26 protein-coding genes, 1 other RNA gene and 1 riboswitch are annotated in these 26,785 nt (G+C 42.9%); of the genes, 11 read left to right on the forward strand and 16 right to left on the reverse strand.

Annotated features, from left to right (window positions below; all coding sequences use genetic code 11):
- Position 1: 1 nt before the first annotated feature.
- The 8 genes from N7974_RS02880 to rsmI form a co-directional block, all read right to left on the reverse strand.
- Positions 2-1,381, reverse strand: coding sequence for a UDP-N-acetylmuramoyl-tripeptide--D-alanyl-D-alanine ligase (locus N7974_RS02880; protein WP_262964169.1), 1,380 nt, complete (start codon positions 1,379-1,381; stop codon positions 2-4).
- A gap of 2 nt (positions 1,382-1,383) precedes the next feature.
- Complete coding sequence (locus N7974_RS02885) at positions 1,384-2,889, reverse strand: UDP-N-acetylmuramoyl-L-alanyl-D-glutamate--2,6-diaminopimelate ligase (protein WP_262964170.1); 1,506 nt, start codon at positions 2,887-2,889, stop codon at positions 1,384-1,386.
- Positions 2,890-2,897: 8 nt separating this feature from the next.
- On the reverse strand, positions 2,898-4,625 hold the full coding sequence (locus N7974_RS02890; RefSeq protein ID WP_262964171.1) for a peptidoglycan D,D-transpeptidase FtsI family protein: 1,728 nt from the start codon (positions 4,623-4,625) through the stop codon (positions 2,898-2,900).
- Positions 4,626-4,892, reverse strand: coding sequence for a cell division protein FtsL (ftsL, locus tag N7974_RS02895; RefSeq protein ID WP_262964172.1), 267 nt, complete (start codon positions 4,890-4,892; stop codon positions 4,626-4,628).
- Positions 4,893-5,819, reverse strand: coding sequence for a 16S rRNA (cytosine(1402)-N(4))-methyltransferase RsmH (rsmH, locus tag N7974_RS02900; protein WP_262964173.1), 927 nt, complete (start codon positions 5,817-5,819; stop codon positions 4,893-4,895). It lies immediately after the preceding gene.
- Positions 5,820-5,837: 18 nt separating this feature from the next.
- Complete coding sequence (mraZ, locus tag N7974_RS02905) at positions 5,838-6,305, reverse strand: division/cell wall cluster transcriptional repressor MraZ (protein ID WP_262964174.1); 468 nt, start codon at positions 6,303-6,305, stop codon at positions 5,838-5,840.
- A 392-nt stretch (positions 6,306-6,697) separates the two neighbouring features.
- Positions 6,698-7,048, reverse strand: an RNA gene (gene rnpB / locus N7974_RS02910) — RNase P RNA component class A.
- A gap of 63 nt (positions 7,049-7,111) precedes the next feature.
- A complete protein-coding gene (rsmI, locus tag N7974_RS02915) occupies positions 7,112-7,972 on the reverse strand; it encodes a 16S rRNA (cytidine(1402)-2'-O)-methyltransferase (protein ID WP_262964175.1) in 861 nt (286 codons plus the stop codon).
- Between the two features lie 157 nt (positions 7,973-8,129).
- On the opposite strand from rsmI, the gene N7974_RS02920 reads away from it, so the two are divergent.
- From N7974_RS02920 to N7974_RS02930, 3 genes are read left to right on the forward strand one after another with little or no spacing between them, the layout of a single operon-like run.
- The gene (locus tag N7974_RS02920; protein WP_262964176.1) at positions 8,130-8,495 is read left to right on the forward strand and encodes a YraN family protein; all 366 of its coding nucleotides are present in this window, start codon (positions 8,130-8,132) and stop codon (positions 8,493-8,495) included.
- Positions 8,496-8,510: 15 nt separating this feature from the next.
- On the forward strand, positions 8,511-9,095 hold the full coding sequence (locus tag N7974_RS02925) for an SIS domain-containing protein (protein WP_262964177.1): 585 nt from the start codon (positions 8,511-8,513) through the stop codon (positions 9,093-9,095).
- A gap of 33 nt (positions 9,096-9,128) precedes the next feature.
- Positions 9,129-9,713 (forward strand): BON domain-containing protein, encoded by a 585-nt coding sequence (locus N7974_RS02930; protein ID WP_262964178.1) that lies wholly within the window; start codon positions 9,129-9,131, stop codon positions 9,711-9,713.
- 239 nt (positions 9,714-9,952) lie between these two features.
- Here the strand turns inward: N7974_RS02930 and N7974_RS02935 are convergent, their stop codons facing one another.
- Positions 9,953-10,432, reverse strand: a complete 480-nt coding sequence (locus N7974_RS02935; protein WP_262964179.1) for a flavin reductase family protein — start codon at positions 10,430-10,432, stop codon at positions 9,953-9,955.
- A gap of 350 nt (positions 10,433-10,782) precedes the next feature.
- Positions 10,783-11,613, reverse strand: a complete 831-nt coding sequence (gene nadC / locus N7974_RS02940; RefSeq protein WP_262964180.1) for a carboxylating nicotinate-nucleotide diphosphorylase — start codon at positions 11,611-11,613, stop codon at positions 10,783-10,785.
- Positions 11,614-11,904: 291 nt separating this feature from the next.
- Here nadC and N7974_RS02945 point away from each other — a divergent pair, with 291 nt between their 5' ends.
- Genes N7974_RS02945 through gstA form a run of 7 tightly spaced genes read left to right on the forward strand, consistent with a single transcriptional unit; the run spans position 11,905 to position 17,093 of the window.
- Complete coding sequence (locus N7974_RS02945) at positions 11,905-12,567, forward strand: DUF4912 domain-containing protein (protein ID WP_262964181.1); 663 nt, start codon at positions 11,905-11,907, stop codon at positions 12,565-12,567.
- A 4-nt stretch (positions 12,568-12,571) separates the two neighbouring features.
- Positions 12,572-14,176 carry a glycoside hydrolase family 57 protein gene (locus N7974_RS02950; protein WP_262964182.1) on the forward strand — a complete coding sequence of 535 codons (1,605 nt, stop codon included), beginning with the start codon at positions 12,572-12,574 and terminating at the stop codon, positions 14,174-14,176.
- Entirely contained in the window at positions 14,169-14,663 is a 495-nt protein-coding gene (locus N7974_RS02955) for a HugZ family pyridoxamine 5'-phosphate oxidase (RefSeq protein ID WP_262964183.1), read from the forward strand. The genes N7974_RS02950 and N7974_RS02955 overlap by 8 nt, the downstream gene beginning before the upstream one ends.
- A 24-nt stretch (positions 14,664-14,687) precedes the next feature.
- The gene (locus N7974_RS02960; protein WP_262964184.1) at positions 14,688-15,185 is read left to right on the forward strand and encodes a hypothetical protein; all 498 of its coding nucleotides are present in this window, start codon (positions 14,688-14,690) and stop codon (positions 15,183-15,185) included.
- A 28-nt stretch (positions 15,186-15,213) separates the two neighbouring features.
- A complete protein-coding gene (locus N7974_RS02965; protein WP_262964185.1) occupies positions 15,214-15,861 on the forward strand; it encodes a class I SAM-dependent methyltransferase in 648 nt (215 codons plus the stop codon).
- 23 nt (positions 15,862-15,884) lie between these two features.
- On the forward strand, positions 15,885-16,451 hold the full coding sequence (locus N7974_RS02970) for a YceI family protein (protein WP_262964186.1): 567 nt from the start codon (positions 15,885-15,887) through the stop codon (positions 16,449-16,451).
- Positions 16,452-16,484: 33 nt separating this feature from the next.
- Positions 16,485-17,093, forward strand: coding sequence for a glutathione transferase GstA (gene gstA / locus N7974_RS02975; RefSeq protein WP_262964187.1), 609 nt, complete (start codon positions 16,485-16,487; stop codon positions 17,091-17,093).
- 262 nt (positions 17,094-17,355) lie between these two features.
- Here gstA and N7974_RS02980 read toward each other — a convergent pair whose 3' ends face one another.
- From N7974_RS02980 to N7974_RS03000, 5 genes are all read right to left on the reverse strand, one after another.
- Complete coding sequence (locus N7974_RS02980; protein WP_262964188.1) at positions 17,356-17,661, reverse strand: DUF3240 family protein; 306 nt, start codon at positions 17,659-17,661, stop codon at positions 17,356-17,358.
- Positions 17,658-20,720 (reverse strand): efflux RND transporter permease subunit, encoded by a 3,063-nt coding sequence (locus N7974_RS02985; protein WP_262964189.1) that lies wholly within the window; start codon positions 20,718-20,720, stop codon positions 17,658-17,660. The genes N7974_RS02980 and N7974_RS02985 overlap by 4 nt, the downstream gene beginning before the upstream one ends.
- A complete protein-coding gene (locus N7974_RS02990; RefSeq protein WP_262964190.1) occupies positions 20,720-21,847 on the reverse strand; it encodes an efflux RND transporter periplasmic adaptor subunit in 1,128 nt (375 codons plus the stop codon). The genes N7974_RS02985 and N7974_RS02990 overlap by 1 nt, the downstream gene beginning before the upstream one ends.
- Entirely contained in the window at positions 21,844-23,154 is a 1,311-nt protein-coding gene (locus N7974_RS02995) for a TolC family protein (RefSeq protein ID WP_262964191.1), read from the reverse strand. Before N7974_RS02995 ends, N7974_RS02990 begins: the two co-directional genes overlap by 4 nt.
- 105 nt (positions 23,155-23,259) lie before the next feature.
- The gene (locus N7974_RS03000) at positions 23,260-23,667 is read right to left on the reverse strand and encodes a hypothetical protein (protein WP_262964192.1); all 408 of its coding nucleotides are present in this window, start codon (positions 23,665-23,667) and stop codon (positions 23,260-23,262) included.
- Between the two features lie 152 nt (positions 23,668-23,819).
- Between N7974_RS03000 and N7974_RS03005 the strand changes: the two genes are divergently transcribed.
- Positions 23,820-24,749 (forward strand): Tim44 domain-containing protein, encoded by a 930-nt coding sequence (locus N7974_RS03005; RefSeq protein WP_262964193.1) that lies wholly within the window; start codon positions 23,820-23,822, stop codon positions 24,747-24,749.
- A gap of 358 nt (positions 24,750-25,107) precedes the next feature.
- Here N7974_RS03005 and N7974_RS03010 read toward each other — a convergent pair whose 3' ends face one another.
- Positions 25,108-25,758, reverse strand: coding sequence for a VPLPA-CTERM sorting domain-containing protein (locus N7974_RS03010; protein WP_262964194.1), 651 nt, complete (start codon positions 25,756-25,758; stop codon positions 25,108-25,110).
- A gap of 31 nt (positions 25,759-25,789) precedes the next feature.
- A riboswitch (cyclic di-GMP riboswitch) is annotated at positions 25,790-25,869 on the reverse strand.
- Positions 25,870-26,785: the final 916 nt, after the last annotated feature.

Raw genomic sequence — 26,785 nt, forward strand, 5'->3', positions numbered from 1 at the left:
TTTAATTCCTGAAGTTTTCAACTAAAGCTGCCGCTACATTTTCCATGTGCTGCGCTCGTGAGCCTTTAATCAAAATCGTTTCATCGCCTGTTAACTCTTGTTTTAGCGCGTCAATCAAATCTTGTTGTTTTTCAAAAAAAGTGGCGCCAGTACCAAAGGCTTGCACCGTATTTTTACTATCCTCGCCAACAGCCAACAGTCTTACAACGCCGCTGGCTTTAATGAAAACACCCATTTCCTCGTGTATTTTTGGACTATCAGGACCGAGTTCACCAAAAGCACCCAAGACCAGCCAAGGCTTACCCGTAAAATTAGCCAACACATCAAGACCCGCTTTCAAAGAAGCTGAATTAGCATTATAGGTATCGTCAATAACAATATTGCCCAAACGACTGACCAAAGGCTGCAACCTTCCAGTTACCGGCTTGACACTTTCCAGTCCTTGCTTAATCTGTTTAAGGCTCAATCCCAAAGCCAGACCTGCAGCCGTAGCTGCCAGAGCATTAACTACATTATGCTGACCTGCCAGTTTTAAAATAATATCAACCGTACCAACCGTGGTAACCAAATCAAATGAAGTAACAAAAGCTTCATTACAAATTCCCGTTTTAATCGCTTTAGCCGATACATCGGCACCGTCGTTCAGACCGAATGAAGTAATCTGTCTATTTCCGGCCACCGCTTTCCAATAGTCAAAATAGTCGTCATCATGATTAATAACAGCAATGCCATCTTTTTTAAGTGTCTCAATGAGTTCGCCTTTCGCTTTGGCAACACCTTCAAGTGTGCCAAAACCTTCCAGATGTGCTGCGCCTGCATTGGTAATAATGACAACATCAGCTTGCGCATAAGCGCTGGTGTAGGCAATTTCTCCCGCATGATTGGCGCCCATTTCAATCACGGCATAACGATGCTGTTCATTCAGTCGCAGTAACGTCAATGGCACCCCAATATCATTATTCAGGTTACCCAGCGTAAACAGGACAGTAGCATCAACCGCCAGGATTGCCGCAACCATTTCCTTGACTGTCGTCTTGCCGTTACTACCGGTAATGCCGACTACCGAAAGTGCCTGGCTTCCACGCCCCGCCAAAGATCGTCGCCAAGCTCCTGCCAGTTCAGCCAAGGCCAAGCGCGTATCATCAACAATGATATGCGGCAACGTTGATTTAACACCTTGGTGTACAACAGCCGCAGTTGCTCCTGCTTTTTCGGCTTGATCAACAAACTCATTACCATCAAAGTTGTCTCCTTTAATAGCAATATAAAGTTGTCCTGGCTTAATTGCCCGCGTGTCTATGCTGATGGATGTAATGGCGGTATCTTCTCCAACCAGCATCCCTTTTACTGCTTCAGCACATTCACTTAGCATCATGTTCATTTTTATCCGGTTCTCATTTTTAATGCGTCAATAACAACCTGACTATCATTGAATGCTGTTTGCACGCCACTGATATCCTGATAACTTTCATGTCCCTTACCCGCAATCACAATACAATCTTGTTCTCCAGCTCTGGCTATCGCACTGTGTATGGCCTGCTCTCTGTTTTGAATGACTTCAACCTGGGTAGAGACGCAATTAATCGTGCTTCTACATCCGGCTAAAATATCATTAACTATGTCCAGTCCATTTTCAAATCGGGGATTATCATCGGTAACAATCACATGATCCGCCCACTGCTCGGCAATATGCCCCATTTGTGGACGCTTACCCTTATCCCTGTTGCCTCCACAGCCGAATACCACCCATAAAGCTTGCTCGCAATGTTTTCTCAAGCTGGATAGAACCTTGTCCAGTGCGTCAGGAGTATGTGCATAATCGACAAAAATCAGTGGCTGTCCATCGCCACCAAAGCGCTCCATACGTCCTGTAACCGGCTTTATAAACTGTAGCTTTTTTACCGCCTCAGCCATTAAAATACCCATCGCCAGCATCACAGCAAGAACAGTCAAGATATTTTCAATATTAAAGTCACCATAAAGCGGTACCTTTACCCGCTGACTGTCTTCACGCCAACGGACATCAAATTCAATACCATCTACTTTATGCACAACAGCTTCAGCACTAACAGATTCGCAGGAAGCGAGCGTTTTTCCCTTAACACTAATGCCCCAGACAACCGTTGCTTCAGGAACGGCGGCAATAATACGGTCGCTATAGAAGTCATCGAGGTTGATTACGGCAAATTCCAGCCCCGGTTTATTGAGCAGTTTTAATTTAGCCTGTAAATAGGCTTCCATCGTCCCGTGATAATCTAAATGATCACGACTGATATTAGTAAACACCGCACCTTTAAAAGTAACGCCATTAACCCTGCCCTGCTCCAAACCATGCGACGAAACCTCCATGGCGACTGTTTTTTTGTTATCTTTTTTTAATTCAGCCAGTATTCGTTGAGTTTCCAGGGCATCGGGCGTGGTATTAAGCGTTTTACCCAACTTGCCCCACTCACCCCAACCCAGTGTGCCGATGATGCCGCAATCATTCAGCATCTGACTTAAAAACTGACTGCAAGACGTTTTGCCGTTAGTCCCGGTGATGCCAATCACCGCCATAACTTTAGACGGTTGACCATAATAACGAGCCGCTATATCACCCAGCTTCAAACCCAAATCATCTACTGCAATCACAGGCACATGACTAATCTGACCGGCCAATTGCTTGCCCTCACCCGCTGGGTCAAAAACAACCGCACAAGCCCCCTTATCAAGAGCTTGTGTAACATGAATCAATCCATGTTGGCTGGCACCTACCAGGGCAATAAATACATTACCCTTAATGACTTCCCGACTATCTAAAGCCAGACCCGTAATTGGCACAGTATTTATCAAGTCCAAACTTAAGCCTGAAAATGAGACAAAACCCTCCAATAAATCGCTGAGTTTCATAATCCGTGTTACTGAGTTTTTTGCGTTAACAAAACCGGCATCGTTCCTTCCTGATCAGGAGCAACCCCAAGTATTCTTAATGCTCCAGCCATTACTTTTGAAAATACCGGTGCTGCAACCAGGCCACCGTAATACTGACCGGCAGAAGGCTCATCAATCATGACGACAATAATCAAGCGCGGGTCGCTGGCAGGTGCCATTCCGGCAAAAACAGCAAAATAGCTTTTCTCGGTATAGCCTCCGGAGCCGGCTTTTTTTGCTGTCCCGGTTTTACCTGCAGCACTGTAACCGTCGACTCTGGCTTCGTAAGCAGTACCATCTTTCATAATCACGGTTTCCATCATCTTTCTGACACTTTTGGCTGTTTTAGCTGAAAATATCCGCACGGCATCGTCATCTTCTTCACGTTTTAGCAAACTTACCGAATGCAAAATACCATCATCTGCCAACGCCGTATAAGCTCTTGCCAGTTGCAATGTAGAACTACTCAAGCCATAACCGAATGATAAAATTGCCCGATCGAAATCGTGCCATTTTTTATAACCCAGCAAAGTACCACTGGCCTCGCCTGGAAAACCTGAACCCGCTGAAACACCAAAACCAAGCTGATGATAAATGCCCCAAAAATATTTCGGCGGCATTTTTAAGGACATCATAGTGACACCGATATTGCTGGATTTCTTAATAACATGCGTTAAATCCATGGTGCCATAATTATGGGTATCTTTAACGGTGTTGCGCCCTATTTGATACGTTCCATGCGTAGCAAAAATGGCATTAGGACTGATATAACCGCCGTCTAAAGCCGCAGCAACAACAAAAGGTTTAACCGTCGATCCGGGCTCAAATACATCAGTAACCGCCCTATTCCGATACAAGCTTTCTTTCAAATTACTTCGGGTATTCGGATTAAATGATGGCTGGCTAACTGCCGCCAAAACTTCCCCATTTTTTGCATCCAATACCACTAATGCGCCGGACTTTGCCTTATTGGCGCTGACCGCCAATTGCAACTCTCGATACGCCAGATATTGAATACGCTGATCAATACTTAACTCAAGAGTTTTTCCTGAAACAGGTTCTTGTATATTTTCTATATCAGCAATAATTCGACGCTGACCATCCCTGATAACCCGCTTGCTACCAGAAATTCCTTTTAATAACTGTTCATAACCGGACTCCATTCCTGCCTGCCCGATATCATCAACATTGGTAAAGCCAACCAGATGCGCAGAAACACCTCCTGAAGGATAAAAACGTTTGAATTCGCGCTCAAAATAAACGCCTTCAAGTTTTAATTCTTTCACTTGAGCACCCAGTTGTGGATTAACCCTCCGTGCTATATAAAGAAACTGTCTATGTGAATCCTCTTTAATCCATTCAGTTACTTTTCCAATAGGCAAATGCAGCAGTTTTTCCATAACCCTTAACTGATCTTCTTTTGCAAATTTAAGCTCTCGGGGATTTATCCAAATAGATTCAACAGGCGTACTAATTGCCAGAGGATCACCATTTCTGTCTGTAATCATACCTCTGTATGCTGAAACAGAAACCTCATCAACCTGTCTCATATCACCCTGAGCTTTCAGAAATTGTTTACTCAGGACTTGTAAATCAATGGCACGCCCGGTCAGTAAGAGCATGCAAACCATCATAAAGATAACCAGAAATTTTCTTCTACCTGAAAAATTATCTGTCGATTGTTTTGTCGTACTTCTTGCTCGAAAATCTAACATTTACGGTTTGATATAAATAATTTTTTCTCGTAACGGCATAACCAACTTCAATTGCTCGCGTGCCACCAGCTCTACCCGATTTTGTTCTGCCAGCATAGTCAACTCTAATTGCATCTGCCCCCATTCAACTTCATATTGATCCAAAGCTCTTTCCTGTTTTTGGATTTCAATAAAAATTAAACGTGAGTAGTATTTGCTATAAATCACTGCTAACGCCGACAATAAAAGTACGACACCTACCACACTTACCAGCCGATTTATAACCACTTAAACTCTCTCAGCAACTCGCATAACGGCACTTCTGGCTCTTGGATTTTCTCTGATTTCCTGTGCATCAGCTTTCAACGCTTTGCTCACTTTCTTTAAGATACCTTTGGCAATATCAACTTCCTTTATAGGTAATTTACCAGGGTTATACTTGGCACCGGATTCGTTTCTAATAAAACGCTTGACAATCCTGTCTTCCAATGAATGAAAAGAAATCACGACTAATCGTCCTCCCGCTGCAAGCACTCGGGCCGACTGCTCCAAAACGTCTTTTAATTCATCCAGTTCGCTATTAATTTCAATACGTATAGCTTGAAAAGTACGTGTTGCAGGGTGCTTATGCTTCTCTCTTATGGGTACTACGTCTTCAATTAGCTGGGCTAATTGCCGGGTTGTTGAAATAGATGATTCCGCCCTTTTTTCTACTATTGCCCGAGCTATGCGCCGTGCAAATTTTTCTTCACCATACTCAAACAAAACCTTAATCAGGTCTTTCTCATCAACATTAGCCAACCACTGCTCAGCAGAAATACCTGCATTACCGTCCATGCGCATGTCCAAAGGTCCATCCCGCAAAAAACTAAAACCCCTCTCAGGATCATCCAACTGAGGTGAGGACACCCCTAAATCCAGCAAAACCCCATCAATTTTCCCTACCAGACTTACGCTTTCGACTATATTTTCCAATTGAGAAAAACAACTATGCTTTAGCGTGAACCGCTTGTCCGAAAGCATCGCCTGCGCATAATCTGAATTGATCGCATCAGAATCACGATCAAAAGCAAGTAATTGTCCATTTTGGCCTAGCAGATTCAAAATACCCTGACTATGTCCACCACGTCCAAATGTACAATCAAGATAAATACCATCATCTTTAATCGCCAATTGCTGCAGGGCTTCTGCATACATAACGGGTAAATGCTTCACTAACAAATCTCCCGTAATTTAAAAAGATAAAGACCCTAGCTCTTCCAGACCTTCATTATCATCACCATCCAGCCATTGTTTTTCTTTGGCTGTCCAGGCACTTTCATTCCATATTTCAAACTTGCTAAGCTGACCGACCAGGATAATTTTTTTATCCATATCGGCAAATTTTCTGAGCTTGTCCGGCAATAACAAACGACCTTGCCCATCAATTTCGCATTCAGATGCGTTACCAATAACAAAGCGCCTTAACTTTCCGGCCATCTTGTTTAAAGTAGGTAACTTACTAATAGTTAACTCAAGCTTTTCCCATTCGGGTAGTGGATAAAGCCATAAACAGCCGTTTTCTCCAATACATCGTTCGTCTACAGCAACCGTTACAACCATTTGACGCTCACAACAATCCTGTAATTCTTCCCGGTAACGGGTTGGAATTGCAAGACGCCCTTTATCGTCCAAATTAATTAAACTGATTCCCCGAAACACGACTTAATGCCTATACCTTAAAAAAAACCACTTTTCGCCACTTTATTACCACTTGGAATCACTATAAATTCCAAACTGTTCATAGTCAAGGATGATTTCACTTAAAGTCTTTTTTTTTTTACAATGGCTTGCCTGCCTCTCTAAAAAAGCTTACGCCACGCAAAATACGGCAAAAAAAATCCTATGTTTTATCAGGTGGTTAATTACTATTGTTAAGAGAATACTTTAAGTATCAGCTTGTAAGATATGCGGAACTCTTTAGTGGGGGATGGAATAACGAGGAAGGATATTGCGGCACTATGCTAACCGGTGATTCTTACGTAAAAAATATCAATGGATTTTATTGATACCAGGTAATTTTATGATTAAAAAACACGCAACAACAATAAAAAAGAAAGAGTTAGCCTGTAAGCCGGGTTCTGTCGAGAACAGTCATTCATCTAGGCTGCAAGTCACCCTGCAGCTCAAGCAATCTACCCAGGAACCGCGCGGGCCACGCGTCTGTCCCTCTATTTGATCTTGCTCCGGGTGGGGTTTACCATGCCACTCCTGTTACCAGTTGCGCGGTGCGCTCTTACCGCACCTTTTCACCCTTACCGATCATAAATGACAGGCGGTATATTTTCTGCGGCACTTTCCGTAGGCTCACGCCTCCCAGGCGTTACCTGGCACCCTGCCCAATGGAGCCCGGACTTTCCTCCATTTTATCTTGACGATAAAACAGCGACTGTCCAGCCAACTCTTTCACCTGCTAGTATACTGTATTAATCAAGCCAACGCTAATCCAGAAAATGATAACAACAAAACTAAGCGTCTTTTTCTTTATCAATTTCCAGCGCTGCCTGGTACAACAACTTCTTTCTAACTCCGGTAATTTCTACAGCCATTGCAACAGCGGTCTTAATAGAACACTCTCGCAATAACACCTGAAGCAATTTTTCCTGATCAGGACTAACAACTTGCTCTTTTTTATCAACAACAGCGCCATCGACAATGACAACAAACTCGCCTTTTCTCATATTGTCATTTTGTTCTACCAATTGTAGGGCATTCCCCAAACTGGTTTTTACAATAGTTTCGTGGATTTTAGTTAATTCTCTGGCAATGACAACCTGACGATCCAAGGGTAATATTTCTGCCATATCTTGTAATGAGGCCAAAATCCGATGACAGGACTCATAAAACACCCATGTTTTTTGGGACAAAAGCCTTTCGCTAAAAAAAGCTTTACGTGCCGATGAGGTTCTCGGTAAAAAGCCCTCAAATGAAAACTGCGTAACCGGTAACCCTGCCGCAGACAATGCCGCAATTAATGCACAAGCTCCCGGAATGGGCACAACATCAAGACCTGCATCCTTCACCATTTTCACCAGCGGCATGCCCGGATCACTTAACAACGGCGTCCCTGCATCTGAGACCAGCGCAATTGACTGCCCTTCCCGCAACTTTTCCAGCAATATCGAGGATGCTTTATCCTCGTTGTACTGATGCAATGAAACCAGTTTGTTGGTAATACCATAATGCTGTAACAGCATTTTTACGTGACGGGTATCTTCAGCGGCAATCAAATCGACTTTTTTTAATACTTCCACCGCCCTAAAACTCATATCGCCTAAATTACCTATCGGCGTAGCAACAACGTATAATTTGCCAAACTCAGTTAACATTCGATACGCTCATTTATATAACCTCTAATTAAAAGATACGACATAAAAATCATGGACTACCATGATTGTATACAGCGCTTGTCCGGATAGTGCCAAATTATATCAGTATCTTGGTCTTTTTATTGTTTACAGAATAAATGCCAACAGGAGATTAACCATGCTGTTTACTAAACTCAAAGCCAAAGCCGCACACTTGATTCGCGGTGAAAGCGCTGAAGAACAGGCCCATAAATTTCTTGTCAATAAAGGACTAAAGCCGGTTTGCCGAAACTACCGCTGTAAAATGGGTGAACTCGATTTAATTATGACCGATCAGAAAACTCTGGTCATTATCGAAGTTCGCTACCGTAAAACAGATCAATACGGCAGCGCCGTAGAGAGTATCACCAGAGCAAAACAATCACGTATAATAGCAGCAACGCAAAGTTATTTATCAACCCAAAAAGAAGACCGACCACTACGCTTTGATGTTGTTGCCATTTCCGGCAATGGTAACCTGGAGTGGATACAAAATGCTTTTTAAACTAAAAATCACACCATGAGCTTACAAGACAGAATCATTAATCATTTCTCTGACAGCATCCAAACCCAGCAGGATGCCATGACTTACCTGTGTGAACTGATAGAGTATGCCTCACAACGACTGGTTACCACTTTACTGAATGATAAAAAAATACTCACCTGTGGCAATGGCCGCTCGGCAACCTGTGCACAACTACTATCATCAGCCATGCTTAACCAATTTGAGCGAGATCGCCCCTCATTACCGGTCATCGCGTTAACCACAGACACGGCAACCATCACCGCAATAGCCAATGACTATAACTTTGATGATATTTTCGCGAAACAACTCAGAGCACTGGGGCAAAGCGGAGATATATTAATGGTATACACCGATGGCAATAATTCAGCCAATATAGCCAAAGCGATTACCACCGCCCATGACAAAGACATATCAGTTATTGCGCTAACCGGTAACAATGGCGGCATGATTGCCCCCTTACTGCATGAAACAGATATAGAAATTCGGGTGCCGTCAAGCTCAAACGCACGCATCCAGGAAATTCATGTACTAATTACCCATTGCCTGTGTGATTTGATTGATCATCAATTATTCGGTTGATAACCATTTATCTACTCACTTTGAATTTAAGCCATGAAAAAAATATTTTTGCCCCTTATCCTGCTTAATTGCCTTTTGATTGGTGCATGTTCGACCGCCCCAAGAAACTTCCAGGAAATAACGGAGCAAGCGTTATTACAAGACCGTCGTTCACGGGAAGCCATTTTGATTGATAAAAATATTGAAATTGAAGCCTACTCGGAGCTAAATTCAGAAGATGATTTACTCAACCAATGTCACTTTACTATAACGGCCTATAATGGTGCCGTATTAATTACCGGGGAGACTCCTAACGAAGAATTGAAAAAAAAAATCATTGCTATCGTTCAGGTCACTCCCAATGTGAAACTAATACATGACAATTTAACTATTGCTTATCCCAGTGATTCCAGCTCGCGCACTAATGACCAATTAATTACCGAAACCGTAAAGGTAGCACTGAGTCAAATCAGAACTATGCCCGATTTTGACCCTGCCATGATAAAAGTCATTACTGAAAATGGAATTGTTTACTTAATGGGTTTAGTCCACCGTGATGAAGGTACTGTTGTTATCAACGTTACCAGACTTCAACCCGGCATAAAACAAATCATCACACTTTTTGAATATGTTGATTGATAAGCCCGCTATCTTTTAACGCTAATAGTTGGTATTTTCGGAGCAACACTTTGGTTTATTTTGGCGCCTGTCTCGCATTAAAACGGCGAATCAGAAGCCAAAGTAAAAAATAAACGGCTTCAAGTAAAACCAAATACATCAAGATATTATACTGCCCATATCGTTCACCTTTGGGTAGTAATCTACAACCTGTTGTCTATTTGAATTTTTTGTAATTTTCGTGGCTAAACAGGGACAAATCATTCGTATAATGCACTACTGCCATCCATATCGCCAGTCTGGCTATATAACAATGGCTGTCCTGTATTCAACTTTGCCGCTGCAATAACTCTGCAAACGACGATTTTATGATCACCGGCATCGGTGTAATGACTAACCTCGCAATCAAAATAAGCCAGACTTGCTAATAAAATCGGCGCTCCGGCTTTACCTTTTTGCCATTGAAAACCGCTCATTTTATCTTGAACTGAGCGACCAAAATGCTCCGCTATGGCAGATTGATCTTGCCCCAAAACATTGACCGTACAAACGCCGCCAGCTTGCAATAACTGATAAGAATAATGTTCAGGATTAATACTAACCGCCAGCAAAGGTGGATTAAAAGAAACGGGCATCACCCACGCTGCGGTAAACGCATTTTGCCGCTCACCATCGCTGATGCCAATAACATAAACGCCACAACTGATTTGTTTAAATAATGCTTCAATATTTTCAATCATGCCTGCCACCTGTATTTAAGGTGATATCCGAGAATTAATAGTCCCAAGTGACACAGGATTTTTGTTTATTTACAACGACTGCAAGGACAGATATTTACTCCTGCAATATCTGCATTCACCACATCCCTGTGGATTATGCAGGAGCTAGAGCACCAACAGTAGGCTCCTTAAGAGACGCAGGAGCAGTTGCCGAGGCGGAAAAATAGGCGCGTAGCGGGCTACGTAACTATTTTAACAACGCAGTAAATGAATAAAAAAACCAGCAAGCGGGGTATATTATTCTCAGGAAATCACCTAAGTTCCGAGCCAAGGAAAATCACACCGAATTGTCCCTACAAAACGGAATTTATCTAACTCACCAATTTTATACGCATGGATAAATCAACCGCTTTAACATGTTTGGTTAATGCGCCGATAGAAATATAATCAACGCCAGTTTCAGCAATACTGCGTATATTATCGAGCTCAATATTACCGGATGCCTCAAGCTCTATAGCGCTGGCAGTCAATTTTACCGCTGCGTGCAAATCGTCAAGACTGAAATTGTCCAGCATAATCCGGTCCGGTTTTGCCGCAAGCGCCTCAATTAATTCCAGCATGGATTCAACTTCGACCTCCACCGACACTGTCGTTAGTAACCTCGCCATTACTATTGCCTTGGTAATGGAACCTGCTGCCATAATATGATTTTCTTTGATTAACACACCATCATACAAACCTATACGATGGTTATAACAGCCACCACAGGCAACTGCATATTTTTGCGCATTTCTTAGCCCCGGAATGGTTTTTCGGGTATCCAGTACTTTACAGTCGGTGCCGGCAACCGCATCTGCATACTGCCTGGCAACGGTTGCCGTCGCCGACAAAAGTTGTAAAAAGTTTAGCGCCGTACGCTCGCCGGTTAGTAACCCTCTCGCTGAGCCACTTAGTTTACATAATGTGGTATTTTTTTTAACAGCCTCGCCTTCAGCTACCAACCAACTAATAGTTACATTAGTATCCAGATACTTGAATACCGCATCAAACCACGCTTGGCCACACATTATCATATCTTCACGCGTAACCACTTCTGCAAGTGCATGGGCGGCTTCAGGAATAATGGCTACCGTTATATCTCCGGGCCCTATATCTTCATCAAGAAAGTATTTTATATCTATAATATTTAATGGAACTGTCATAGCTTTATGTATGGGGAAATTAATAAAGTATTGTTATCCGGTATTTCGGAAACAAAATAAATAGCGTCATCAGGCTAAGTCATCGAAGCTGACTGCTTTGACTGTTGTAAAAACAATCGCCAAGATTTGATATTTTTTATAACAAATTGGATGATAGCACCCAGTTTAACAAGTATACTGGTAATCGTAATTGCTTTTCAAAATCAACTTTAAAATCCAAACAAGCACTTCATTCATTAACATGGCTGTATGGAGAAACTTTAGACCAGTAACAGTAACGATTTAGGGCTGATGATGACATTTTCGCATTCAAGATATAACCCCCAAATCAGACTGTCTTCCGAAGAAATACTTGAAATTAGTCAAGAAATTAATCGAGAATTTACGCCTGTTTTTTCTACTAAAATCATAAGCCAAGCCCAACATCAAGCTTTCTCACCGAAAGAAATGCTTGAGATCAGCGAAGAAATCAGCAAGGACTTCGCTCCCATCGCATCAAACCACACACAGGAATTAATACTGCTACCCGTCGATCCTGATCATCTTTATGTTTACTGGAATCTGGTAAAAGATAAACTAATTGATGCCCAAAAAATGGCTTCCGGGCAGCAACTGACCTTAAGAATTTATGCCGAGTCTGATAAAAATACCGATACCGGCAAACCATACTTCGACGTTGCCATTAATAGTGCCCAGGCCCAACAAAATGTTGTTCTACCGATGCATAGCCATGAAACAACGTATTGCGCAACCATTGGAAATCGTCATAAAAACAATAGCTTGACCCCATTTGCTTATTCCAATAGCGCCCATGTTCCAGCTGGAAGGATAATGCCCAATATCGCTAAAAACAGTCAGCATATGTTCAAGCCTATACCAACTCTCATCACAGCTAGTCGGGGAATCTCCTGTTACCAAAATAATAGCGCCTCCGGCCAGAAACATAACCCGTAGCGACATGAAAACAGGATTTCTTGGCATCATACTCCACGCACACCTACCTTATGTGCGACACCCGGAACACGAAAGCTTTTTTGAAGAAAACTGGCTATTCGAAGCCATGACCGAATGCTATATTCCGTTAATTGGTGCACTTGACCGACTGCAAAAAGATGGTGTGGATTATCGGCTGACTCTCTCTTTATCACCGCCACTAATTACCATGCTGCGTGATGATTTATTACAGACACGTTATCTCAAATACCTGCATAAATTACTGGAACTGGCCGAAAAAGAAATCATCAGAACCCGTCAACAATCTGACTATCAAGAGCTGGCACAGTATTACCTCGGTTTCTTTCAAAACACGCTGGACATCTATCAGAATCACTATAACTGTGATTTATTAACGGCTTTTAAAAAGCATCACCGCGCCGGTACGCTTGAATTAATAACCTGCGCAGCAACTCACGGCTTTCTGCCGCTGCTCAACGTTAGTGAAACAGCGGTTCGTAATCAAATCAATATAGGTGTTAAAACCTTTGAAGCCCATCTGGGTTTCTCGCCTACCGGTTTTTGGTTGCCTGAATGTGCCTACTATCCTGGCGTTGAAACGCTATTGGCCGAAGCCGGTATCAACTATTTCTTTGTTGACAGCCATGGCATTATGGACGCAACCGAGGTTCCCCGCAACGGTGTCTACGCACCGCTGGATTGTGGCAATGGCGTCGCTGCTTTTGCACGCGATCCGGAATCATCCAGACAGGTTTGGAGCTCTCAAGAAGGTTACCCTGGTGATTTCGATTACCGCGAATACTACCGGGATATCGGCTTCGATCTTGATTTTGACTATATCGCCCCCTATATCCTTGATGGCGAAACACGCATCAATACCGGTATCAAATATTATCGCGTGACCGGCAAAGATTTGCCCAAGGAACTCTACAATCCTCAAAAAGCATTAGAAAAAACTCGTCAACACGCACGGGATTTTATCAACAAACGGCAACAGCAGATTGATGCGCTTGGCGCCAATATGGATAGACCACCAATAATTATAGCCCCTTACGATGCCGAACTCTTTGGCCATTGGTGGTTTGAAGGGCCGCATTGGTTAGAGTCGGTACTACGTCTGGCAAACGAAAATACCAATAACGTAGAGACCGTTAGTTGTAGTGATTATTTAAAACGGCAGACATCACATCAGATAGCGACGCCTTGTGCATCTACCTGGGGTGACCAAGGTTATTCCAGTTACTGGATCAATGAAACCAATGACTGGATTTATCCTTTCCTACACAAAGCCGAAACCGATATGGAAAAACTGGCGTCCGATCTTCAGGGCTTGGCGGTCAATCCATTACAAACCCGTGCCTTAAATCAGGCAGCAAGATCAATTTTACTGGCACAAGCCTCTGACTGGCCATTTATAATAAAATCAGGAACGACTATCGACTACGCGAATAAACGTATAACCGACCATCTTGCCAGATTTAACTATTTACACGATTGTATTCGTAAAAACAGAATAAACGAACGTTATCTGGCCGCGCTGGAGATTATGGACAACATTTTTCCCGACATTGATTTTCGCGATTACAATCCCAAAAAGCGCCATGACTGAAACAAGCACACCAGAACTTGAAGAGTTTACGCGGCGTTATCATAAACTGATCTTGTCCTCGCAAACACTCACACTGTCAACCGCCTCAGCACTGGGTGTTCCTGACATTAGCTACGCACCTTTTGTGCGGGACAACGCGGGCGTCTTTTATATCTATATCAGTGAACTGGCCAGTCACACCACCAATTTATTAAATAATCCGCTGGCATCAATTTTGTTTATACGCCCCGAAGCTGAGTCCCGTAACCTTTTTGCACGGGAACGGGTAGTATTAAGCTGTCGTGTTAAAGAAATAATGCCCGATGAGCTCATTTATACGAATCAGCTACAAGCCTTGCAGGATAAATTTGGCGAAGTTGTTGGTGTATTACGCTCATTATCAGACTTTCATTTATTTGCTTTGCATCCAGAAAGTGGACGTTACGTTTTCGGCTTTGGTAAAGCCTTCACTATCAACAGTCATGACAGCAGCTTGCATGCTGTTTAGTGGCTTTTTGACCGGAAAATACGTGTGTTAATTTTACAAATTGTCATCAAGCAATGGGATAAAAGCCAACGAAGCGAGGCCCATGAAAATTTGCGTGCCAAAAGCCCCGATAAATATCCACTAAGCTTTCCACACGCGAGTTATGTTTGTGACCGGCAATGCATTATCGATCAGCATGGTGATGATATTCAAGGAACTCGCGTAACATATCCTAAAATCGTCAATAAAAACATCCTGTTTGATCGCTTTCAAATTGATTTAGATACGAAAATCATGACGTATCTCGGTGCAAAATCAGCCGAGATGCGCCAAGTAATTGGCTCTGTGGATAATCAATGGATACAATGCAAATATAATTGCCGGTATAGTATTTTTGAAGCTGACCGATATTATTGGTTATATGAACAAGTGACTTTAAATGCTGTTTGTTTAAAGCAATTAAATGAAAACGTGTTTTTAAACACTGATCCTGCCATTATTTATGAAGATTTCAATGCTCTGGATACCATAAAAAAACCATAAGACTTACGTAACACAGATAAAAAAGGTAATGATGGAACAAACAAATCAGGTATTGGATGAAATCGAAACGGTAACGGTAGGACACTATAATCAAAATGCTGAAGAATTTTGGAATGGTACAAAAGATCATGATGTCACTCAAAACTATCAGGCTTTTTTGGCACCCTTCCCGGCAGGAAAAAAACTGGATATCTTGGATTTTGGTTGTGGACCGGGACGAGATGTCAGTTACTTTAAATCCTTGGGACACCGGCCAGTGGGCCTCGATGGTAGCGAGGAATTTTGTAAGATGGCTCGCCGCCATACAAGCTGTGTTATTCTTCATCAGAAATTTCTTGGTCTGGAATTACCCAAACAAGCTTTCGATGGTATTTTTGCCAATGCCTCACTGTTTCACGTTCCCAGCCAGGAATTGCCCCGCGTCCTTACTGACCTATACAGCGCTTTAAAGTCTGGCGGCATTTTATTCTTATCCATCCCTCGCGGTAATGAGGAGGGTTGGTCAGAACAACGATACGGCCATTACATGCAAATTGAGACCTGCAAGCTATTTTTGGAGAAAGCCGGATTTGCAGTGCTTGATCATTATTACCGGCCACCAGGTAAACCCCTTCATGAACAACCTTGGTTAGCGATAGTGGCTCAAGCTGCAGCAGTTAATAAAACATTACTTTAAAAAGCGATAATATCAAAATCATTATGATAAAGACCATCCTTGCACTGATTATTGCCAGTACATTGAGCTTTTCCGCCATCGCAGCTGATTCTTATACTGTTGATCCCAAGCATACCTTTCCAAGTTTTGAGATTAATCATCAGAGATTTTCAATTCAACGAGGCCGTTTTAACGAGACTAGCGGCAAAGTGCTTATTGACCGGGCATCGGCAACCGGCTATATTTTAATATCTATCGAAACCGCTTCTATTAGCACCGGACTTACTGAACTGGAAAAGCATTTACGCGGCAAAGAGTTTCTTGATACTGAACACTATCCACAGATTAAATTTATATCAGACAAGCTACACTTCAACAAAGACCAACTTGTTGCTGCAGATGGCGTATTAACGCTGCACGGTATTTCCAAACCCGTACATCTGACGGTAGATCATTTTTATTGCGGAATAAATCTGATCAACATGAAGAACACCTGCGGTGCAAATGCGACGACCACCATCAAACGCTCTGATTTTGGCATAGACAAATATGCGCAAAAACTGGCTGATGACGTCTATATTGCCATTCAGATTGAAGTAACCAAAGATTGATGTAATCTTCACACAACCCAAGAGGAATAAATAATGAAACTCTATTACAGTCCCGGTGCCTGCTCACTATCACCGCATATTGTCGCCTGCGAAGCAGAACTGCCAATCGAACTGATTAAAGTTGATTTAGCAAACAAGCTGACTGAAAACGGCGAAGACTTCCGCCAGCTCAATCCTAACGGCTACGTACCCCTGCTGATACTAGATGATGGCAACCAGCTTAGTGAAGGCCCGGCCATTATCCAGTATCTTGCCGATCAGGCACCTGATAAAAAATTAATCCCGATAACGGGTACTTTCGAGCGTTATAAACTACAACAATGGCTCAACTTTATCTCAACTGAAATTCATAAAGGTTTTTCACCCTTGTTTAATGCGACCGCTTCCGAAACTGCAAAAGAGTTGGCGACCAGTATCCTGATAACCCGTCTTGATACTGTTGCAGAACACCTTTCGTCACAACCTTATTTGCTTGGCGATCATTTTAGTGTGGCTGATGCTTATTTATTCGTCACGCTAAGCTGGGGGCAATATGTCAATATTGATATTTCCCGCTGGCCGGCACTGGCAAGATATGCTGAAAAAATTTCCGAACGTCCTGCCGTGCAAAAAGCCATGAAAGCAGAAGGGCTTATCGAATAAATGGCAATTTGTTTAGATTTTTAAGCTATCGGTCGAGGTAATAAACCTCGACCAGAATTAAATACATAGGGCGATCCTATACATTTTCAGATAAATAATTTCTATGTCGACAGATACCATCCCTTGAAGGGATAGTATCTGTATGGACTTACAGCGACGTGAATTGGAAGTTTAATTTCTAAAAGTCTATATGTGTTCGCCCGGCCCAACAGGTTCGTCCAATTTAGGGCAGACACACAGGTCTGCCCCTACCCGTTGTTATTTAAATAATCCCCGCTTCTATCACCGGCAAAACCCAATATTGAATACCCGAATCCGAAAACTCCTCGCGTAATTGCGCCAATAATGCCGGCAACTCTTCTACCGGCACATACATCTGAAAACGGATTCGCTTCTGACGACCAGCAACTTGCTCAGCCAGCGATAAACCGCTGTTATCATGATGATGCGCCCTGACCGGAAAACTACTAAAGCCATGCTCTGATTCCAGTAACAACAGACTGTCAACCATCAATTCTTCAAGACTGGGCGGAATATTAAGGGTCACTAGATACTCTGTGCAATTCATGATTTAATCTCCTTGGGCAAGCCGAATAACTTAAACAAAATAGGCAATAAAAATAACGTTAAAAACGTAGAGGAAACCAGTCCGCCAATTACCACGATAGCCAAAGGTCGCTGAATTTCAGAGCCGGGGCCGGTTGCAAATAATAGCGGAATCAGCCCAAATGCCGCAATACTGGCAGTCATCAATACCGGCCTTAAGCGCCGCGAAGAGCCTAACGTCACTACTTTAACCAAGTCCATACCGGTAGCTATCAGCTGGTTAAAATAACTGACCATCACAACTCCGTTAAGCACAGCTATCCCCAGCAAAGCGATAAAACCAACCGATGCCGGTACGGATAAATATTCACCGGAACCCCACAAGGCAAAAACACCCCCAATCATTGCCAGTGGAATATTTGATAGCACCAGCACAGCTTGGCGTACCGAACCAAAAGTTGAAAATAACAGCAAAAAAATCAGGCCTAACGAGATCGGCACAACCAGTGACAACGTTGCCGCTGCACGTTGTTGATTTTCAAACTGACCACCAAATTCAATGGTATAGCCTGCCGGCAATTTAATTTTTTCAGCAACCGCTTTACGGGCTTCATCGACAAAACCAACCAAATCACGATCCTGAACATTGCTGCGAATCACGACAAAACGCTGTCCCCGTTCTCTGCCAATTGACACGACACCCTCAACTTTTTCAATTTTGGCAATGGCCGTTACCGGTACATGTCCGCCATTTGGTAAGGTAATTTGCAGATCATCAAAATTAGCGGTATTACTGCTGCCACGCAAAATCAGTGGGGTACGTTTAATACCCTCCTGAACAATTCCTAAATTTAAACCTTCAATCTGGGCACGCAACAGAGTTTCAATCGTATCACTGTCCAAACCCAAACGCCCGGCAGCCAGCTTGTCTATCGTTAACTGTAAAAATTGCATCCCGCTGTTTTGTTTGGCAAAGACATCGCTGGAACCGGTAATATGTTTTAATATTTCGGCTATTTCCGTAGCTTTTTCGTTTAACACTGCCAGATCAGAACCAAATAACTTAACTGCCACATCGCCGCGCGTACCCGTCAGCATTTCTGAAACCCGCATCTCAATAGGCTGAGTAAAACCAAAGGCAATACCCGGGGTTTTTGCCATCACTTTACGAATTTCTTCAATCAACGCCTCTTTGGTCTGCATGCGCCATTGGTCTTTGGCTTTTAGTATTAAAAATGTATCAGTCTCATTCAAGCCCATAGGATCAAGACCCAATTCATCAGAACCCACCCTAGAAACAATCGTCACTATTTCAGGAATATTTTTACGCAGATTTTTTTGAACCTGACCATCCAGTGCTACCGATTGCTCAAGCGTTATCGATGGCAGTTTTTCCAGTTGCAAAATAATATCACCTTCGTCCATCGTTGGCATAAAGGTACTGCCTATCTGGGTAAACACCACGATAGTCACGGCTAATAAAGCACCGGCGGCTATAAATACTTTTTTACTGTTTGCCAGACACCATAATAAAGCCGGCTGATAAGCCTTTTGTAGTTGCCTGGGCAGCCAGGGTTCTTCATGAGAGACTTCTTTCAGTAAATAAGAGGCAACAACGGGAATAACCGTGAGCGACAATATCAGCGAACCACTCAGTGCAAAAACGATAGTTAAGGCAACCGGCGTAAATAATTTACCTTCCAGACCTTGCAGAGTCAGCAGCGGCAAGAAAACGATAATAATAATTAAAATGCCGGAAGTAACCGGCCCGGCCACTTCACAAGTAGCCCGGTAAATAACATGCAGGCGTGGCAAGCGTCGGGCTTTTTCGACATGAGCCAGATGCGTAATAAGATTTTCAACGACCACAACGGCGGCATCCACCAACATGCCGATAGCAATCGCCAAACCACCCAGACTCATCAGGTTTGCCGACATGCCCATGTAGTTCATCAAGATAAAAGTGAACAGGGCTGCCAAGGGTAAAGACAAGGCAACCACCACAGCAGCGCGCAAATTACCTAAAAATAAAAGTAGTAAAACCACCACTAAAGCTATCGCTTCCAGCAAGGCATGCAAAACAGTCTCGACGGCCTTGTCAACAAGGTTACCGCGATTATAGAAAACCTTAGCGGTAACGCCTGGTGGAAATCCCGGACTGATTTCAGCCAGTTTCTTTTCGATTCCGGCAATGGTTTGTTTGGCATTGGCACCGCGCAAACTTAATACCAAGCCGGTAACCGCCTCGCCTTCGCCATTTTTACTCACGGCACCATAACGTGTCAGCGAACCAATTTTAATTTCGGCGATATCACCGACCGTAATCGGAATACCGTTTTTATTATCGACGACAATAGTACCGACATCAGCCAGAACCTTAATTCGGCCTTCAGCCCTGACAATCAAGGCTTCTTCACCATCGGTCATGCGACCGGCTCCATCATTGCGATTATTGCGTTTTAATGCTTGTATCAACATCTCAATGCTGATACCTCTGGCGGCTAACCGGGTATTATCAGGGATCACCTCAAAGCTTCTCACTACACCACCCAGAGAGTTAACATCTGCTACCCCTGAAACGGTTCGTAGCGCCGGACGAATAACCCAGTCCAGTAAATCACGGTGTTCCATTAAACTTAAACCGCCGCCTTCTACGGTAAACATAAACATTTCACCCAAGGGCGTCGTCATTGGCGCAATACCACCTTGAACCCCCTCCGGCAAGTTACTCCACATGGTGTTCAAGCGCTCGGCAATCTGCTGACGCGCCCAATAAATATCGGTACCTTCGGCAAAATCAACGGTAATGTCCGTTAATGCGTATTTGGCAATAGAACGCAGCATGGTTTGATGCGGAATCCCCAGCAGCTCAATCTCTATAGGCGCCGTTATTCTCGCCTCAACTTCTACCGGCGTCATCCCGGGCGCTTTGACAATAATTTTTACCTGAGTTGGCGAAACCTCAGGGAAGGCATCAATAGGAATGTTTTTTAAGGCATAATAACCGCCGCCGGATAGCAGCAAAACCACAATCATCATCAGTAACCGCTGACTCAGTGCAAAACGAATCAAGCCGGCCATTATTCAGCACTCCCTAATCCCAACCATTTTGCCTTCAGAGCCACAGCGCCTTTGCTGGCAATTTCTTCAGTGCCGCTAAAATCACCGGTAATAATCGACTCATCACCCTGCTTGCCCTTTACTGTTATCTGGCTGACAGTAAAGCCCTCCTGATTACGGACAAAAATGTAAAACTTGCCTTCATTTTGGGCAATGGCTGTATTGGGTACTTTAAAGGCCGATTTTTCACTGAATTCAATAATTTGGGTATTGATAGTTTGCCCTACCCTTACCGCCGATTGCTCATTTTCCGGCAACTGCTTGGTAACGATAACAGCCCGTGCCATTATCGTTTGATTTTCCGGATTAACGCTTTGTCCCAATAAAGTAATCCGTGCAATAACCGCACTATTTTCAACCAAAACCTGATCACCCACTTTAATGCTGCCTATGCGCTCATGAGGGATATTAATCTCCAGCCAAAGCTCATCCAGATTGGCAATACGATATAACGGAGCCAATATACTCACCCGCTCTCCAGCGACCGCTACCCGCTCCATAACCACACCTGAAATAGGCGAATGAACATTTAACTGACTACTCAACTGATGGGTTTTACCCAGATGGTCAATTTCAGTCGCTGTCATTCCAGAGATTTGCAGAAGTTGTTTATATTCATTCGCCTCGGAAACAACAGCATTGTATTTACTAAGCGTTTCCTGCCAACGTCTATCAGCAATAACGCCATCTTCCAGTAATTTTTTATCACGTTGAAAAGACAGAAAACTTAACTGCATCTCGTTAACCGCTTTAAGGTATAAACGCTGCATGGAAAGCAAGTCAGGACTGTTTAGCTGAGCCAATATATCGCTTTTGGTAACCTTATCGCCGATTGCCGCATTCAGTTTAATGATTAATCCGGCCTGAGAGGCGCTAACAATATATTCATGAGCAGGAGGAACCACTACTTTGGCTGGTGCAGTTAATACCGGAATTTGGTTGGTAGGTTCAAGCTTGCTTAACGTAACGCCTAAATTATCAAAATACTCCTGAGTTATTTTCAACGTATTTTCAGCATTCACCGGTGGGCAGAACCATAGTGCCCAGCCCAGAAAATTTAACAGCAGTAAAAATTTATACGATCTCATGGCATAACTCCTACTGCCTGGTTATAAAAAGCTTTATCTCGCTGTAACATAACTTTACGTTCTTTAGCATTGAGAATGGCTTGTTGTGTTCGTGACTCAATTTTTAACAAATCCAGCAGATTAATTTCACCCACAGAAAACGCCAGTTGTGTCATGGTTAACAATTCTTCGGACACTTTTTTCTGTTCATTGGCGGTGCCTAATTCAACCCGATTAACTTCCAGATTATGTTCGGCTTCGTGATGCGCCTGTTCCAAATCACGAAACAACTGTTCACGCTCTGCGAATAATTTGTTTAACTCAACATTGACGGCGGCAATCTGCGGTTGTAAATGTGTGTTACCTCCAAAAGGAACGATGACACCAACATTAAAAAACTCGGCTTTATTACTGCGTGGATCATTACCTTCATCACTCAATAACCCGGCGAGAACATGGCTCTGCCCTGAGCCTATTGATTTAATGGCAGTAATCTCTGCCTGTTTACGCTCAATCTGACTGTTAACTGCCACTAAAGCAGGATGGTTTTGCTCGATTTCTTTTAATGCAACCAACTTTTCTTCATAAATAACCGGCATTTTAGTTAGCTGGGTAATGGTAGAATAACGTTTGCGGGCATGCATTAATTCCGCTTCAGCCATTGTAAACACTGACCGCCGTTGCAGTAACTCGGTTTGCGCCAATAACTCATCCGCTCGTGGCAGGTCTCCCAATTCAACGCGGCGCTTGATGGTCGCCAATAATTTCCCATAAATATCCAGCTCCGCTTGTGCCTGTTCATAACGAATATTTACCAGAGCCATATTCCACAGAGCCCCTCTAACCAAGCCGGCAACACGTAACTTAATCCCCACTGCCTGTGATTCAGCACTGGTTTCGGCCTGATTAGCCAAATTATGTTCGGCGTCACGCTGCCCCAAATTCCATAACGGCACCTGCACACCGGCTGTTGCATAATTGAGTTTAAAAGACGCTATGGATTGATAGCCAACAGTGGCTTGTGACGCCCCGGCAGTCCAGCTTTTACTGCGCTCTGAAATAGCCGCAGCTTCTTCTTCCAAAGCGTTAAGCCAACTCACATCAGGGTATTTCTCCATCGTCAAATCAATGAGCTTGGGTAGCGTTAAAGAGGCATCAATAGTAATGGAATCATGATGATCAACCATAGGTATAGCGTCATCCAGCTCCCAGGCAGGCACTTGACAATAAGCCGGCCAGGGAATCAGCAATAATATTGCCAGTAAAAAAAATGCCTGCCGAAGCAAGATACCAGACAGTGGTTTACTGAAAATGTTTAATAAAAACATAAGGTAAGCTCAATGCGGATTTAACCGCGCGATAGGTAGCAACGCCAAAATAGCGCCGACTTAACAAAATACGATAATTCGTATCTTTACAAAACAGGGGGAATTTTATTGTGCAGGAGGCGCACGTGAAGGCGGGGATGGAATAAATAAACAATAAGCCAGCTGTTGTGGCTGCGGAGAAAAATTGGCATCAAACCGGGAGGCTACGTCAGCAAATATGAAGCGGTGTTGTTGGTGAAGATAATAATTGCTATCGGCATCAACCGGAGCTTTGGTTTGGCTTTGCCGGATACCCATGTCAACAGCCACAATCAGACCGTCTACAGAGATGTTATAAGGCAATACCTTTACTTGACCTGCCAGTCGGTTGTGAGCAACGCCATAGCCCTCAAGCCCGGGAATATGTAGCCCTTGCTTTGCCTCATCCATGCTCGCATGAGCATGTACCAACGGTGCAATGAATTGCAACATCGTCAGAAAAATGACTAATAATATGCGAAGTGTTGAAAACATGCAGACAATGTTATATTAGTAAAACAAGTAAGGGGTATCAATTTCGGTTGGGTGATTATAAGCGTAAATATCAATTAGCCCTTAAAAATTTACCTTTAGCCCATATCTCATAACTAATAGTCCATAACAAATTTATTTAACTTTGGTGATTTATGAAAAAAAATACCAGTATTATTGCTTTCTGTTTAATCATTTTATCTTTAGGCATCGGTGTTATATCGGATGCCGATGCCAAACGTTTCGGCGGCGGAGGCTCTTTTGGCAGTCGCTCTTCTTACAGTGCCCCCTATAAACGCTCGGCAATACCGCCCAGCCGTTCTGCCAGCCAACAACAGGCAACGAATCAAAACCAGACCGCGAGACAAGGCATGGCCAGTCGCGGCGGTTTAATGGGTATGTTGGGAGGTTTGGCACTGGGTGGTTTATTAGGCTCGCTATTCTTTGGCGGCGCTTTTGAAAACTTTAACTTTATGGATATTCTGGTATTGGGAGGAGTCGCTTTTTTACTCTATAAACTATTTGCCGCCAAAGCAAAAGCGGCAAAGCAGCCAGCCTATAACCGTACGACTGATAATTATCAGGAAGCACAGCCAGATCAAAGTAATCCGGCGGGTTTTAATACCGATATTTTATTCAAAAAAGATAAAATATCCACAAGCAGTCAAAATTTCCAACCGGATACCGGCGTTAATAACACTGTTGCTGTTCCTGCCGACTTTGATCAACAAGCCTTTTTATCGGGTGCCAAAATAGCGTTCACTACGCTTCAAAAAGCCTGGGATGACGGTGATCTCGGTGAAATCAGGGGCTTATCAACCGATAAAGTCTTTGCCGAAATTCAGGAACAACTCAAAAGCTCTCCGACTGAAAACCACACCGACATATTAAAACTCGATGCCGAGCTACTGGAAGTCAGGGAAATCGGTTTAGAACTGGAAGCCGTGGTCTTGTTTGATGTCATCATGCGCGAAGACATCAATGCTCAAACAGAACAAGTCAGAGAAGTTTGGCATTTTGTTAAACCTAAAATCAGCATCCAACCCAAATGGCTGTTGGATGGCATTCAGCAATTGGAAGATTAGGTTCTCTGGTTTCCAATCTGTAGAGACTGTGAAAGTATTCGTTTCTTGAACAAAATAAAAAAACTCACCACGAAGGACACGAAGTTTTAATACTTTGAATAAAAACAATCATACCTGGCTGGTCGGGGTTTGTAACCCCGACCGAAACGTTTAAAGGCTTCAATAACTTTTAAACAGGAGTAACGGTGTTGCAAATCCCGTCACGTATCAGGTTTTAACCTGTTTTTTAATAATACTTTCACAGCCTCTGGAGCTTGGGAACCAGCGCATAAAAAAGCCACCTCAAATGAGGTGGCTTTAGTTTAGTGCCACTATGACAGCGAAGTCCTATCGTAGTGTCCTGCGAGCCTGGGTAAAATTATGCTTGCGCTTTTTTACGTAAAGCGCCCAAACCTAACAAACCTGATGCAAATAACCAAACTGCGGCAGGTACTGGTACTGCAGCAGGTACGGCTGCAGGTACGGCTGCAGATAGTTGATTAACCACTATATTATCGAATGTAGCTCTATTATTTTCACCAAAAGCAATAAATTGCAAAGAAGTAAGGTTGGTGAATACTGATTCTAAAGTTATCTGAGATAGACCATTCGATGTCCATCCACTTACAAAAGTTTCACTAACCTGGGTTCCTCCCAATAGTGTACCAATCACTTCAAGAGATGTGACGGGGTTAATCCCTGAAGAGTACCCATTTCCGAAATCAAACGAGGTTACGCTGAATGTATTAATGGGATTATTATCAGTCAAGATAAAGCCTGATTGTAAACCACCGTTAGTCCATGACAATAAGTTATTGGAGCCGTTACCATTCCAGTAAGCACCTACAGAACCATTGTTTATTGCTATATTACCACCTGAGTTGTTACCCATTGTTTCAGTAAAACCATCTGAAGTGGATGTATTTATGTAGAATCCTGTTTGAGTACCATTAAAATCAAGTAATTGAGCTTGAACGGTTGTGGTTGAAAGAAGAGCAATAATAATAATAGCTAATTTTTTGTTAATCATGAATAAACCTTTTTTATTTAAAGAAAAAACAATTTGCAACCCAGCCAACTTTTTTAAAAAAATCCTGTGATTTTCCGTCCTTATCTCACGACAAGTTTGGCTTTATCTTCCTTGAATCATGCGCACTCTATAAAGTTTGACACGAGTGTTAAGTTTTCTTTTTTAAAACAAATAATAATTCACAAATCCATACCACATGAATCCTGTTATTTTCTCTCAGACTGACTCCGCTATTGCCAAAAAGTAAGCAATTAACTACAAAGATAGTTACAGCTTTGCCCGGCAATGTTCATTATTGCAATATCTAAAAATCAAACCGGTAACAAATTATTTTAAGTGCAGTATTTTATGTTATGACTCTTGGTAATTAACCAAAAATAAAAAACTTAAAATCGCTTATAACCTGTTGTTTATTATCTGTAATGAGCGTTACTGTTTAAAGAGACGCTAGAATAGTTTAAATACCAACCTATAGCAATTTGTTAATTGTAACAAAATGTAACAATTCAATATTGATCTGGCAAAAATCCATTCTGATCGGTGTTTTACCATGCCGGTCGGGGTTACAAACTCCGACCGGCATCAAAGCGCTGTGGTTTTTGTCTTCAAATTACCAATGATTATTTTCTGATTTGCTGATTCGACAGGCTGGTTTGGGGATCTTGCTAGTGACTACCATGCCGGTCGGGGTTTGTAACCCCGACCGAAACGTTAAAAGGCTTAAATAACTTTTAAAACAGTGCCCCAAAGGGTATAACCCGACATTTTGTCGCGAATGTGTCGGGTTACGGCTATCACCTAACCCGACCTTGTATGATCAAAATTAATAAAATATTACTAAAAGATCAAGTAAGCTTTAATCGTTTATTGGGAGGCCGTCCCGACCTTAGGACTGGTTATTAATATAATCAGAGCCTGTTTCGTAGATTGGCCCCCGCCCTATTCACCCATACCGTGGAGTATCCGAGGCTTAGAGCCTGCATACACAAGGAAGGTAGGTGCATGTGCAGGGTCGGGAACCAGTAAA

Origin of the sequence: Methylobacter psychrophilus (assembly GCF_025583945.1) — a bacterium.
Classification (GTDB): domain Bacteria; phylum Pseudomonadota; class Gammaproteobacteria; order Methylococcales; family Methylomonadaceae; genus Methylobacter_C; species Methylobacter_C psychrophilus.